This is a genomic window from Clostridium hydrogenum, assembly GCF_021432385.1.
GTDB classification, from domain to species: domain Bacteria; phylum Bacillota; class Clostridia; order Clostridiales; family Clostridiaceae; genus Clostridium_S; species Clostridium_S hydrogenum.
In genome coordinates, this window is record NZ_JAEACT010000002.1 from 2,683,057 (window position 1) to 2,696,640 (window position 13,584).

The following is a 13,584-nucleotide window of genomic DNA, read 5'->3' on the forward strand; positions in this document are numbered from 1 at the left end:
CTTATTTAAAAAATAGCTTCCTTTAGTATTTTGGGCTATTTTTAAAAGAATGTTGATATGATGTGCTCACCTTTATGGACTCTTAGGATTGCTCGTTTATAATTTGCGTAATTTTGACTAGGACGGTCAAAGCCATTTAGGCATCAGGACGATGCATCTAAATGGGTAGCAAATTATAAACGAGCAATTCTTAGAGTCCATTAATGCCATAATCTCATATCAACATTCTTTTAAAATATAGCCTATTCTTTTTGTAAGCTTCCAGTTTTTGTTCTTGTCTTAGCATAAGCAAAAAGCAATAATGTACCAATTATTCCAACTGTGATTGCATTTGATATTCCAGCAATTGCTCCTTGAACAAAAACTTTACTTGCTGGCTCAGCATATATTACCATGTCTAATATCGGCGCTAACAAGAACCATGCTATGACATTTGAAATAACCTGAGTAACATTAAAAATTATAATTTGCTTTACCCCAAATTCACCTTCACTAATATTGATTTTCTTTCCTGCAAGGCCAACTAAGAAGCCAAACACGCCTGATGAAATTACCCAGCTAAACCATGGTGAACCATAGAATATAGCATCCTTTAAAGTATGTCCAACAAGACCTATAACTAATCCTGCAATTGGTCCAAATATAACTGACATAAGTGAAAGAAAAGCGTAGGTAGTTTCAATATTGGTATCTGGAATTCCAGATGGAATGGAACCAAAACGTCCTAAGATTATAAATACTGCTGCACCAATTCCAATAGCAACAATTGTTTTAATTGATAATTTGCTGTTTTCCATTGTAATTTCCCCCTTATACAAACATTTGATAATTTTTTATTATTTAATATTCGTACTATAACGTAAAAAATGATTGCTAATATTAAATATATTTGTATAAAGTATACTTCCTATTTTAACAATTGTCAATTAAATATATAGGTTTAATATGAATATAGTTTTAGGAGCCTAAAAAATTATTTAATTATTCTTCTTTAGCAAAATTAGAATATCTAATACTTCCAGCTGTAATTAGTACAAGTGCCATTAAAATTAATATTAGTGCATTTGGAAATATTACAGATTTTTGTATACTATCTGCAATCCAGTAAAACGGCGTAAACTTCTTCAAAATTATTAATATATAATTTTCTTTAGGTGATATTTCATCAAAAGCATATATAAAAAACATGAGCATACCTATTAATGAAATAACAAAAGATGATATAGCAGCTTCTTTAAATATTCTCACACATAAAATTGCCGTGCTTATAGATATAAAACTCATAAATACAATATTCAACAACATTATTTTAAAATCATAAAATTCATATTTAAATACTATTTGAATAATTAAAGATGATAGAAGATATAAAGATACTTGCACTATAAACATAGAAGTATAAATACTGCCTACTATAGCATACCCCCTGTTACTAGTTGAAGTAAGCCTTTCCAAAATTCTGCTTTTCCTAAGATTTAATAAATCAGCACTATAACCGCTGGATGATATAAACATTAAGAAAACAATTGTAATCACTGGGAAGGAATTTGATTTATCAAATGTTCCTTTACTATAAACATAATCTACATTGAAAATATTATTATTTAATTCTTTTTCATTTCTAATAATATGATTTTTCTTTAAAATGTTAGTTTGTAAAATTTTATTTATGCATTTTTCTAAACTTATTTCAAAAACTTCCGTTTTATTTCCCTTCTCAATTTTATAAGAATTTATAATAGGTTTTATTTCTTTGCCTACATCCTCTGAAAAACCTTTTGGTATTTCATATACTGCTGCATAGTTTTCTTCTTTCAATTGAAGTATAGCTTTTTCTTTATTTTCAAAAACATCATTAACACCCAAAGCTTTTATTAATTCATTTCCGTATTTACCTCTATCCAAATTTATAATAGCAACTTTTACATAGCTATCTTTTTGGCTATTATTATCTAAAAAGCACACTAAACTAGCTACAGCTATAGGCATGGCAAGCATTAGTAAAATGGTTTTATAATTTTTAAAATATTTTTTGCTATTTGCAAATACCATTAATACGAACCTCACTCTAAACTTCCTCCCATCTTATCCTAACCTTAGCTATTGATATTGCATACATAAAAATTGATATTATTACCATTATAATTAAATCTTTTGATATACTGCTCAAAGTATTAAAAATAATACTGTTTTTATATGCTTCTGATACGATATTTCCCGGTGCAATTTTGCATAACTCTATATATGTGCTATTTGTAACTTCTTTAATTGGCATAAACGCACCACCAAAAAGCATTTGAAAATATAATAAAGCAATACCCACAAGCTTCGATGCTTCTTTCCCCAAGAAAGCTATTGTAAGCCCGGAAAATGATGTTATTAATATACTTTGGCATATTAATATTAAGATTAAGTTAATAGGGTTTACCCCCCTAAACGCGAAATCTGAAATTAAAAAAGTTAATATATAAATTGCTCCAAAACCCAAACTTGAAACAAAAAAGCAAACAAGATCTAATTTAAAAAAAGTTTCTTTAGTTATAGGGCATGATATTAATCTTCTAAACCTACCGCTTTCTTTGTCTAAAGCATGTGCACCACTACAACTCATAAGCATCATTGCCAGCATATATGTAATTAAAGTTGCCGCTTGGTTTTCATAGGAAGTCAAATTTCTTTTACTTTTCAGCATATTATCCTTCAATGCCTTTGTACTATTTATCTTATTACTGATGTTATTATACATGATTTTAATTTCACTATTATTTAATTTTCTAACTTTATTTGAAATTGCCAAAGCTTCTCCAGTACTTTTGCCATACTCATTTATAACTTTTTTTATTATTGTTTCATCATCAGAAGAAACTCTCTTTTTTTCATAAACTTCTATTGTTACGTTTTTTAGCTCATGAAGTTTAGTCTCATATCCTTTTGGTATTTTTATTATATAATCACCCTTGTTCGACACATTAAAAAGTTCCTTAATACCTTTAACCTTAAATAGTTCTTTAAATTCACGGGAGCTTACACTATTGTCATTATCAACTATACTTATATTTATTTTATCTATTTGAGCTCCTGCTTCAAAACTATCTCTTTGAAAATATCCCATTGCACCTGCCATTAACAATGGAAATAGAACATATGCAAGTACTACTTGTTTCCAGTTTACAATAAAACCCTTAAGTGCCAAAATAATTGTTGCTCTTACTTTCATTTTATGAGTCTCCTAATCTCTTAACTTTTTACCTGTAAGTGATAAAAAAACTTCCTCAAGTGAGGCTTCTTCAACATTAAAACTTCTTATCCTTTTATTTGATTTTGCTGAAATACTAAGTAAATTCTCGAGATTAAATTTTCTTTCATCTATAAGTACTTTAATAGTGTCCTCGGAAAAATAGCTATCTATTACTCCATTAAGCTCCTTTATCCTTAAAATAAATTCCTCACTAAAATCATCAACTTTAAATCTTATGGTTCCATGAATACTAGCCATAGACTTAATTTCAGCCTTTGTTCCCCATGCAACTTCACGTCCTAAATCTAAAATAAACACGTTATTACATAAAGTTTCAACCTCTTCCATGTAATGAGAAGTATATATAACTGTGGTTTTTTCTTCTCTATTTATCTTATTTATAAATTCAAAAATGCAGTTCCTAGATTGTGGATCTACACCAACTGTAGGTTCATCCATTATTAAAATCTTAGGTCTGTGCATTATGGCTGCTGCAAGATTAAGTCTCCTCTTCATTCCACCAGAAAATTTTTTAATCTTATCCTTTTTTCTATCAGTTAATCCAACAATCTCTAGCACTTCTTTTATTCTTTCCCTTAAAAGTTTTCCCGAGAGCCCATAGAATGCACCAAAGTACTCTAAATTATCATAAGCAGAAAAAGTATCCATAAGAGCTAGCTCCTGTGGTACAAGTCCTATTAATTCCTTTGCTTTTATTGGATCTTTTAAAATAGAGTATCCTCCAAGTTCAATATCTCCACTATTTGGTCTTATAAGCCCTGTCATTATATTAATTAAAGTTGATTTTCCAGCACCGTTAGGTCCTATAAATCCAAATATATCTCCCTTTTTTACTTCAAAAGAAATATTGTCAAGTACCAATTTATCATTAAATCTTTTAGTAATATTATTTACTTTAACACTATTGTCCATCTAATCTCTCCAATACAAATTCACTATCCTCTATACTCTGTATTTTACATTATTTTTACCAATACATATAGTTTCAATAGTAATTAAAAAAATGACTTAGGTAACTAAATTATTTTTAAACGCGAATATGGTAAGTTGAGTTCTATCTCTAAGTGACAACTTGGATAATATTGTGCTTATGTTATTTTTTATAGTACCTTCTGTTAAAAAAAGTTTTTCTCCTATTTCCTTATTGGACAGCCCATTAGCAACTTCTACTATTATATTGACTTCTTTTTCACTCAAACCATAATCTTTTTTAATATTTTCAATTGAATTTTTCTTATTATAATCACCATTTTCACTTAATATTTTTGAAGCTACCTCTGGGTTAATTACAATATTACCTTTAAAACATGCCTTAATACCTTCATAGATAAGATCATAATCACTATCCTTTAAAATATATCCTGATGCACCATATTTAAGTGCCTCATGTATATATAGAACATCATTAAAAGTAGTTAAAATAAGTATCTTTACTTTTGGAAATTCCTTTTTTATTAGCTTAGTACCCATTACACCATCGCACTTAGGCATTCTTATATCCATTAAAACTATATCCGCTTCCTTTTCTCTGCAAGCTTTCAAGGCTTCCTCCCCATTCAAAGCTGTGTTAACTACTTCTATATCCTCATAAGTTTCAAGTATTATTTTAAGACCATCAACAACTAACTTTTCATCATCTACCAATATAATTTTAATCTTGCTCATTACTACTTCCCCCTGAATATGCTTTAAGCTTTTCTTGCCTTTGTATCTGTATTTTAACTAAAAAGCCTTCATTCCTCTTACTATTATATTCAAAATAACCGCCTAATTCCTTAGCTCTTTCTCGTATACTTTTAATTCCAACTCCTTCTACTAACTTATCGCATCCTTGTCCATTATCTTTTAAAGTTATTACAAGGTTTTCCCCAGTAAATGCCATAATAATATGTACTATTGTTGCTTTTCCATGCCTAACGCTATTCGATAAAAATTCCTGAACTATCCTATAAATAACAAGTGATTGATCTGAATTTAATGGCCACTTTTCCTTAGTAAAAGATAATCTCACCTCTACACCTGTCATTTTTTTAAAGTTCTTTATAAGTTCTTCTATGTTTAATATACCTTCGTATTCTTCAAATTCCTTAGGCTTAATTTCTCTAACCGCCATCCTAACTTCATCTAAACTTGTCTGCGTAAATTTTCTTAAGTTTTTTGTTAGCTGCTCTGCCGTAGCTGGATCCTTTTTTATCATTTTTTCTACAGCTCCAAGTTGTATTACCATTGTCGAGAGTGCATGTCCAACGCTATCATGTATTTCTCTTGATATTCTATTTCTTTCTCTTAATAATGTTACTTCTTCAATTGATGATACATACATTTCTAATTCTTTATTTGCTATTTTTAATTTTTCTTCTGATATCCTAAGTCTATCATAAAGATTTTGTGCTTTTAACTTTTTATCATTTTCATCCCTCGTAAAATATAATATAGCAATAATTAATATGGAAACTCCAAGGTTTGTAAACTTCATGTTTAGACTATAATTCATGGAAAAATATATTCCTTCAATAATTATTAAAACATCAAAAATAGCTGCATCAAACTTTTTGAAAAGAATATTGCTATCTATGGCAAGCAAAATTAGGTATGTAAAAAGGTATCCTCCAATATACATATTTGCAAAAATCGTAAGTGCAATTTCTACAGCTAGTGATAACTTTCTTTGCCAAGACTTGTCTAATGAAAAAAACCTAAGTTGATTATTTATTATGAGTATAAGTATGAAAATTAAAATCAGGCTATTGAAACTTTTATTATTTATGGCTATTCCAATTATCATAAATAAAATAATTACATATCGCATAATTATAAACGTTTTTCTACTATCCATATTTCCTCCACATTCAAATTAATACTATAAATATTATATCATGAATTAAATATATACCATTGTAAAACTTAAAATTTATTTGTACCAAAACGCCGTCTTCTAGGCATTTTGGTGCACATTAGTTTTAATAGTTGAGCTGGTATATCTATATATGCAAAAAAATTGCAGAGAAAATTAAAACTCTGCAATTTATGCATATTCATTTTTATTTGAATACGGTTACTTAACATATAATATTTGCATTATGCAATTCTCCATAGCTTTGAATACATTCCTCTAATACCTATCTGCTTTAAATAATCTTCAATATATTCCATTAACATCTTTTTATAACTTTTTTCTTTTGAATCACCAGCAACATTTAGCATAACAACTTCTGCTGATTCTCCCTTATTACCATCTGATGCCGCTTTGATTTCAATACTGCAAAAACCTTTTAGTGCCTCATCTTCTCTAAGCACAAAAACCCTAAATTTATTATTATTAAGGAATTCATCTAATATATTCTTAGCATTTTTATCATTTTTTTCATTTAACAACTTCGGTTTAACTAAATTTATAAGCTTATTTTCGTCATTCAAATTTGCCATTTTGATATTGTACAATTCAAATCACTCCATTCTTTATATTTATTTAGTTTATCAAATTTAATTAATTTTATTCTATATATATGATAAATATTCCTTTAAATATTTGTGAATTTATGTATTTATTTTCCTAAAACAAAAAAACTAGAGATAACAACGAGTTACCCCTAGCTTTAATTCATACCTTGTACTCTGATTTTAATTACTTTGCCTTTTTAGCGGCTTCTAAAATTTCATCATAATTTGGATAATCTGTCATCTCATTTAAATAATCAACGTAAGTTACTTTATTATTGCTATCAACAACAAAAGATGTTCTTGCTAATAATCCAAGTTCTTTTACATAAGTACCAGTATTATTACCAAAAGCTCTATCTTTATAATCTGAAAGCGTAATTACATTTTTAACTCCTTCTGCTCCACACCAGCGGCTCTGTGCAAAAGGTAAATCCATAGATACTGTATATACAGTAACTCCTTCTATTTCTGATGCCCTTTTATTAAAAGTTTTTACCTCAAGATCACATACTGGTGTATCTAAGGATGGAACTGTTAGAAATACTCTAACTCCTTTTGTATCTTTTAATGATATTTCCTTAAGAGAATTATCTGAAGCTGAAAAGTCAGGAAAATTATCTCCAACCTTTACTTCATTTCCTACTAATGTAACTTCATTTCCTTGAAATTTAACTTTCATATAAATTAGTTTATCTAATTAAATTATTTATGGGGAAACAAGTAAAAATATATTTCTATTTATCTTTTGTTTTGGGAGATTAGTGCTTAATCAATAGTTATTATAATTAAACTTAATTTAGCTTATATATTTTTCACCAATATTTCCCCATAAATTTTTAATTTAATTAGATAAACTATCTCACCTCGATTCAATTAATATTTGTTATTACTTAATAACATTTGTCGTTAAATAAATAATACTACTAAAGTGATGTTTTGTAAATAGCATTTATAAAATATTCTAAATAAAATCAGAAATATTATTCCCTTTATCTAATTTAATTATAAATAAATGCTATGTTTTAAAATAATATTGATATGAGCTTATGGTATTAATGGACTCTAAGAATTGCTCGTTTATAATTCGCTACCCATTTAGATGCATCGTCCTGATGCCTAAATGGCTTTGACTGTCCTAGTCAAAATTACGCAAATTATAAACGAGCAATCCTAAGAGTCCAAAAAGCCAACACATCACATCAACATTATTTTAAAAATAGCTAAACTTACTAAAGGAAGCTATGGTTTAAATAAGTGTGAAAATCAACACTTACTTAAACCATAGCCTAAATGAAAATGAGGCTATCACATTAAAATAGTGTGATAGCCCCATTTTTTAGGTATATATTAAATTTAATTTTCTTGCCAAATTATTTTTCCTGTTTTATCAATGTATGCATCTTTACCATTGTATAATACTTTAGCTAAACCATTTTCAAAATCGCATATGCTGTCAAAAGAAGAATTTGGCTAAAAAACTTTCTTACCAGTTCTATCTATATAGTAACTATTACCTGCTCCTCTCACATACACTCTTGCTAAGCCTTCCTTAAATGGTCCAACATATTCTGCATCAACATAAAATTCATCACTTAATCAACAAATTCGATAACATCTTTATCAAGCTTACTTATTCTTGCTAAAGAATATATATCATAACCCTTTTCCTCCAAAATTTTACGACCAGGCTGAAAAGATTTTTCAATAACGATTCCTATTCCTTCTAATTTAGCACCAATACCTTCTACCAATCTTTCTACGCCTAGTGCAGCCTCACCATTTGCCAAAAAATCATCAATTAAAAGTATTTTATCAGCTTCAGATATATACTTTTTAGATAAAGTAAGTTCGTAATCTGAATTTTTAGTAAACGAGTGAACAGTAGTTTGACACACATCTAAATTTAATACCTTTGATGGCTGCTTTTTTAATATAACCATAGGTATATTCATTTGCAAAGCTGTCATAGCAGCTGGTGCAATTCCCGAACTTTCAATAGTAAAAATTTTTGTAATACCTTTATTTTCAAAATACCTTTTAAAATATGTACCTATCTCATACATTAGTTTTGTATCCACTTTATGATTTAAAAATGAATCTACTTTTAATACATCCTTATTAAGTGCATGTCCCTCTTCTAATATTCTTTTACGCAATTCTTCCATAACTAGCACCTCGCATTCTTTTGTTTTCTTAGTATAAGATTTAGTATAAGTGCCACAATAGTTCCAGTTGAAATTCCAGATGAGAAAATCATTTTTAAACCTTCTGGTAGATTAGATAAAATTTCAGGTCTAAATGTAACACCTAACCCTAGTCCAATTGATACTGCTATTATAAGTATATTTCTGTTGTCCAATTTAACGCGGCTTAAAGTTTGTATTCCAGCAGCAGCAACTGTTCCAAACATAACAATTCCAACACCACCAAGTACAGGCTGTGGCATTACATTTATAATAGCTGCAAATTTAGGAAATAACCCCAAAACAACAAGTATTATTCCCGCCATCATAGTAACAAACCTACTTGCAACCTTTGTAAGCGGAATTAATCCTACATTTTGGCTAAATGAAGTGTTTGGCATTGTTCCAAATACTCCTGCAATTACGCTTCCAATTCCGTCTGAAAGTACACCTCTTGAAATTCTATCATCACCATTTTCTATTCCTGATATCTCATTAATTGCTCTAAGATTACCAACTGTGCTTATTACAGAAACAAAATAAGCTGGAATAAACGGCAATAGAACATCCAATTTAAAGTTAACCCCATAGTTAAAAACTCTAGGCAAAGTCATAACGCTTGCCTTTGAAACCGATGCAAAATCAACCATTCCAAATGCTATACAAATAACATAACCAACTATCATTCCAATTAAAATTGATGCACTACTTAAAAGTCCCTTACCATAATGATTTAATAGTAAAGTAACCACAGTAACAATTAAAGCAATTCCTATATTTCTTAAACTTCCGTAATCATGAGCTCCTGATCCGCCAGCTGCCCAGTCTATTGAAACTGGAATCAATGTAAGACCTATAAGACAAACTACTATTCCGGTTATTAATTCAGGAAAAAGTTTCATTATGTATTTTATAAAAAAGCTTAATATAATAACCATAAAACCACCCAAAATTGTTGCCCCTAATATACCTTGAATTCCAAATTTTTTGCCTATAACTATAGCTGGTGCAACAAACGTAATGTCAGTTCCCATAATACAAGCTACTCTTGCTCCAACTGGCCCTATACCTCTTGATTGTATAAATGTAGCAATTCCAGCTACAAGAATAGCCGAACTTATTAAAGCAGTAGACATAGCTGGACTAAATTTTAATGAAGATGCTATCATTATGGGTACAAGTATAATCCCACCAAATGCAGCAAAAATATGTTGGAATCCTAATAAAATTTGAGATAATAGCTTTGGCTTATCATCTACCCCATAACTCAATTCCATTTCCTCATGGCTTTCGTTTCTAACTTCCATATTGACCTCCTTTAAACTAAAAAAAAATATACCTCACATCTATGAGGTATATTTGATAAAATGATATTATTACTCCAAATACTACCTCGTAGTCTGCTTATTTACGGTTAGCAGGTAGAAACATTCGGACCATATTACCGATTATATACGAGTTTTATGTATAAATTTACTTTAAAATTGTATCATATTTTCACAAAAAATCCTATAAAAATAAAGCTGTGCCAAAATTTATTTGCAAATTAAGCTTTGTGCAACAGCTCCATTTTATAATTGGCTAAATATATTTTTTCAAAATATTTTCATGTAAATTACAATACTTTATTCCTTTTTTCATAAAAGCCTCAATAGAGTTATTCTTATACAGCTTTCTTATTTCTTCTATCATATTTTTATCTTCTATTTGAATTCCATAAAAACATTCGTAGGCTGGCTTTTCCAAAGAGCAAAACTTTTTAATCCTATCATCCCTTAAAATTGGATCAATTGCAATTTCGCTAAAAATCCAAACTATATTGGGGTGCTCAAATGACTCCTCTTTATAATCTTTAAAAGTTTTCTTCCAGCAATCAAACCAAACAAAATGTGTAAGTTCATGTATACAATTAGTAATATTTTGCTTTGAATTTAATTTATAATAGGTATCAAATTCACCTTCCTCTAGATATCTTGGACATATAGGATTAATTCCAACCCTCACTTTAATTTCATTCATAACATTATTAGCGTCATAACCCAAAATCTCGCTAAAGCAATTTACAATCTCAATGCCGTGTTCGTCCCATTTCTCCTGATATTCTCTAGCCTTTTCAACCATGATACTTTTTTCTTTATCATATATTCCTCTTATTTTGTTTTTTATATAACTTTCCTTTTCAGCACCGTTTAACCTTTTAATCTCATTTAAAATGATTGACGGATAAACTTCGCAAATATATTCTTGAAAATCTTCCATCGCCCCTTCACCAAAAAATTCTGAAATTGATTTACAAGTATATTCAAATGTTGCTTTTTCAAATTTTAATTTCATAAAACCACTACCCCCTATTTCTTAATTCATTTAGTTCACGAGACTTTTTAATAAATTCATCCGTTAACCTTTGTTTCTCATCCAAATCCAATATCCTGTCAATTTTTAAATTTATTGAAGTCACCTCATATTCAAGGATTCTTATTCTATCCTTTATTTTTAAATTTTCCTTATTTTCTTCCTTTTGATTTGCTTTTGATAAATAGTAATCATAATCTCCATCAAATTTAAATATTCTATTTTCTTTAAGTTCAAATATTTTATTTGCTAACTTTTTTACAAAGTATCTATCATGTGATACAACTAAAATCGTTCCTTGGTACTCCAGCATAACTTCTTCAATTTTTTCGCAGGATACTATATCCATATAATTTGTAGGTTCATCAAGAATTAAAAGTTGCGCTCCTGATAGAATTAACTTTGCAAAAGCAATTCTGCTTCGTTCACCAAGGCTCAAATCATCAATTTTCTTAAAAACATTTTCCCCTCTAAACATTAAACATGCTAGTAACATTCTTGCATCATTTTTAGTTGTTCCTATTTGGAGCACTTCATCAAGAATTGTATTGCTACGTTTCATATCCTCAAATTCTTGAGACAAATATCCTATCTTTATTGATGGATTCACTGCTATTTCACCATCATATTCATTGTCTAAGCCCATTATCATTTTTAAAATAGTACTTTTTCCAGTTCCATTTTCACCTATTAAAGCTATTTTATCCCCTCTTTCAACTTCAAAGGTTTCATTTTTTAATATTAATTTTTCTCCAAAGCTTTTTCTAAGATTGTCTACCTTTATAAGATACTTTGCTGTTTTCATATTAATTATATTTCTATTTATTATGTTAAAAGCTGCTGCTATATCCTTTTTTGGTTTACCTACTGCATTTTCTTTTACCTTCTCAAGTTCTTTTTCCTTTGATTTTACAACCTGCATTTGTTTTTTTGCCTTTGCCCTCAAAAAATCACTTTGTCCAGCAGCGTCATGTGCCCTATGAAACCACTCTGTCCTATCACTAATGATTTTTTCCAAACTCCTTATTTTATCCTGCTGATTTTCATATTCTCTAGTCTGTGTCTTCACCTCTATGTCTTTCTGATTAACATAATCAGTATAATTCCCTTCGTATATTTTTAATCCTTTATCTGTAAGTTCCCATATTTTTTTGACTACATTATCCAAAAAATATCTATCATGAGCCACAATAACTATAGTTTTATTTAATTTTCTCAAATGCTTTTCTAACCATTCTGTAGCTTTCATGTCAAGGTGATTTGTTGGTTCATCTAAAAATAAGAAATCAAAATCACCACATAACGTACTTATTAATTTTATTTTTGTCTTTTCCCCACCGCTTAAATTTTCAAATTTTTCTTCTAAAATTTTTTCTTCTAAATTAAGTTCATTTAATAACTTTTTAATCTTTATTCCTAAATTATTAGTTAGTAAAATTTCACTTACCAATTTGCTCTCTTCTATACAAATATCCTGCATAGCATATTTTATTTTTATATTTGAAGGTTCTCTTTTGACTATTCCTGAATCACAGTTTTCTTTATTCGCTATAATTTTTACAAGCGTTGATTTTCCAACTCCATTTATACCTACAATTCCTATTTTATCTCCTTCATTTATACTTCCTTGCAAATTTTCAAATACTTTTTGTTCCAAATAACTTTTACTTAATTCTTTAAAGTATATCCTCAAAATACCATCTCCTTAATTTGGGGTATAAAAAAAACAGCTTAACCGCTGCTTCACAATTTAATAACCATATATTTATATATAATTAAATTTTATATAAAATGTGAATAGTGCTTTTTAACATTATTTAGATACAAGTAAGCAAAATTCTAAATTAATGTACACAAAATAAACTCATTTATGCTGTCAAAAAACAAAATGAAATCACAGTATGCACTTTAATAAATTTTATATTCCTCATATCTATATTAAATTAATAGTTAAAAAACACTTATGCTCATTTCACACCTCAAAATTTATATCAATATTTTAGTTTCCAATATATTTATTTACATGTACATATTAACAAGTATTATTATAAATGTCAATCATTCTTATAAGCTAAGTCTACTGATTGGGAGTAAAACCTGACTTTTAAAAAGTTTGCTCACCTCATCTATAATATAATTGTTTATTTTTAAGAAAATTTTATCACTATTATCATTTGGAATAAACGGATACTCTATAGTGAATTTCTCTGGAATAAGTTTTTGTTTTACAATTTTTACACTATTCAAAGCCCTCATTTCATAATTTTCATATGGATTTCTAAAATAAATCATGTATATTCCCTTCTCTAAAAAAACTTCTATACATTATATTTATAATTTAAAGCTAAT

General features: G+C 28.6%; 13 protein-coding genes and 1 riboswitch. All 13 genes read right to left on the reverse strand.

What is annotated here, in order from left to right; genetic code table 11:
- Positions 1-242: 242 nt before the first annotated feature.
- The 13 genes from CUEA01_RS12285 to CUEA01_RS12345 all read right to left on the reverse strand — a co-directional run bounded on the left by CUEA01_RS12285 (position 243) and on the right by CUEA01_RS12345 (position 13,527).
- Positions 243-797 (reverse strand): ECF-type riboflavin transporter substrate-binding protein, encoded by a 555-nt coding sequence (locus CUEA01_RS12285; RefSeq protein WP_234121898.1) that lies wholly within the window; start codon positions 795-797, stop codon positions 243-245.
- Between the two features lie 184 nt (positions 798-981).
- Positions 982-2,067: an ABC transporter permease gene (locus CUEA01_RS12290; protein ID WP_234121899.1), complete on the reverse strand. Its 1,086-nt coding sequence runs from the start codon at positions 2,065-2,067 to the stop codon at positions 982-984.
- Between the two features lies 1 nt (position 2,068).
- Positions 2,069-3,217: an ABC transporter permease gene (locus CUEA01_RS12295; RefSeq protein ID WP_234121900.1), complete on the reverse strand. Its 1,149-nt coding sequence runs from the start codon at positions 3,215-3,217 to the stop codon at positions 2,069-2,071.
- A gap of 12 nt (positions 3,218-3,229) precedes the next feature.
- Positions 3,230-4,171: an ABC transporter ATP-binding protein gene (locus tag CUEA01_RS12300; RefSeq protein WP_234121901.1), complete on the reverse strand. Its 942-nt coding sequence runs from the start codon at positions 4,169-4,171 to the stop codon at positions 3,230-3,232.
- A gap of 96 nt (positions 4,172-4,267) precedes the next feature.
- Positions 4,268-4,924, reverse strand: a complete 657-nt coding sequence (locus CUEA01_RS12305; protein WP_234121902.1) for a response regulator transcription factor — start codon at positions 4,922-4,924, stop codon at positions 4,268-4,270.
- The gene (locus CUEA01_RS12310) at positions 4,911-6,095 is read right to left on the reverse strand and encodes a sensor histidine kinase (RefSeq protein ID WP_234121903.1); all 1,185 of its coding nucleotides are present in this window, start codon (positions 6,093-6,095) and stop codon (positions 4,911-4,913) included. Before CUEA01_RS12310 ends, CUEA01_RS12305 begins: the two co-directional genes overlap by 14 nt.
- Before the next feature lie 242 nt (positions 6,096-6,337).
- Complete coding sequence (locus CUEA01_RS12315; RefSeq protein WP_234121904.1) at positions 6,338-6,700, reverse strand: GNAT family N-acetyltransferase; 363 nt, start codon at positions 6,698-6,700, stop codon at positions 6,338-6,340.
- 184 nt (positions 6,701-6,884) lie between these two features.
- Positions 6,885-7,379 carry a thiol peroxidase gene (tpx, locus tag CUEA01_RS12320; RefSeq protein WP_234121905.1) on the reverse strand — a complete coding sequence of 165 codons (495 nt, stop codon included), beginning with the start codon at positions 7,377-7,379 and terminating at the stop codon, positions 6,885-6,887.
- Positions 7,380-8,292: 913 nt separating this feature from the next.
- Complete coding sequence (locus tag CUEA01_RS12325; protein ID WP_234121906.1) at positions 8,293-8,865, reverse strand: xanthine phosphoribosyltransferase; 573 nt, start codon at positions 8,863-8,865, stop codon at positions 8,293-8,295.
- Positions 8,866-8,867: 2 nt separating this feature from the next.
- Complete coding sequence (locus CUEA01_RS12330; protein ID WP_234121907.1) at positions 8,868-10,190, reverse strand: nucleobase:cation symporter-2 family protein; 1,323 nt, start codon at positions 10,188-10,190, stop codon at positions 8,868-8,870.
- A 69-nt stretch (positions 10,191-10,259) separates the two neighbouring features.
- Positions 10,260-10,361, reverse strand: a riboswitch (purine riboswitch).
- A 103-nt stretch (positions 10,362-10,464) separates the two neighbouring features.
- Positions 10,465-11,217, reverse strand: coding sequence for a hypothetical protein (locus CUEA01_RS12335; RefSeq protein ID WP_234121908.1), 753 nt, complete (start codon positions 11,215-11,217; stop codon positions 10,465-10,467).
- Positions 11,218-11,224: 7 nt separating this feature from the next.
- Positions 11,225-12,928 (reverse strand): ribosomal protection-like ABC-F family protein, encoded by a 1,704-nt coding sequence (gene abc-f, locus CUEA01_RS12340; protein WP_234121909.1) that lies wholly within the window; start codon positions 12,926-12,928, stop codon positions 11,225-11,227.
- Between the two features lie 371 nt (positions 12,929-13,299).
- Positions 13,300-13,527 carry a hypothetical protein gene (locus tag CUEA01_RS12345; RefSeq protein ID WP_234121910.1) on the reverse strand — a complete coding sequence of 76 codons (228 nt, stop codon included), beginning with the start codon at positions 13,525-13,527 and terminating at the stop codon, positions 13,300-13,302.
- Between the last annotated feature and the right edge of the window lie 57 nt (positions 13,528-13,584).

What these genes read in the sequence shown, in the direction of transcription:
- CUEA01_RS12285 (WP_234121898.1), bottom strand. Translation starts at nt 797, where the DNA reads ATGGAAAACAGCAAATTATCAATTAAAACAATTGTTGCTATTGGAATT.
- CUEA01_RS12295 (WP_234121900.1), bottom strand. Translation starts at nt 3,217, where the DNA reads ATGAAAGTAAGAGCAACAATTATTTTGGCACTTAAGGGTTTTATTGTA.
- CUEA01_RS12300 (WP_234121901.1), bottom strand. Translation starts at nt 4,171, where the DNA reads ATGGACAATAGTGTTAAAGTAAATAATATTACTAAAAGATTTAATGAT.
- CUEA01_RS12305 (WP_234121902.1), bottom strand. Translation starts at nt 4,924, where the DNA reads ATGAGCAAGATTAAAATTATATTGGTAGATGATGAAAAGTTAGTTGTT.
- CUEA01_RS12310 (WP_234121903.1), bottom strand. Translation starts at nt 6,095, where the DNA reads ATGGATAGTAGAAAAACGTTTATAATTATGCGATATGTAATTATTTTA.
- tpx (WP_234121905.1), bottom strand. Translation starts at nt 7,379, where the DNA reads ATGAAAGTTAAATTTCAAGGAAATGAAGTTACATTAGTAGGAAATGAA.
- CUEA01_RS12325 (WP_234121906.1), bottom strand. Translation starts at nt 8,865, where the DNA reads ATGGAAGAATTGCGTAAAAGAATATTAGAAGAGGGACATGCACTTAAT.
- CUEA01_RS12330 (WP_234121907.1), bottom strand. Translation starts at nt 10,190, where the DNA reads ATGGAAGTTAGAAACGAAAGCCATGAGGAAATGGAATTGAGTTATGGG.
- CUEA01_RS12335 (WP_234121908.1), bottom strand. Translation starts at nt 11,217, where the DNA reads ATGAAATTAAAATTTGAAAAAGCAACATTTGAATATACTTGTAAATCA.
- CUEA01_RS12345 (WP_234121910.1), bottom strand. Translation starts at nt 13,527, where the DNA reads ATGATTTATTTTAGAAATCCATATGAAAATTATGAAATGAGGGCTTTG.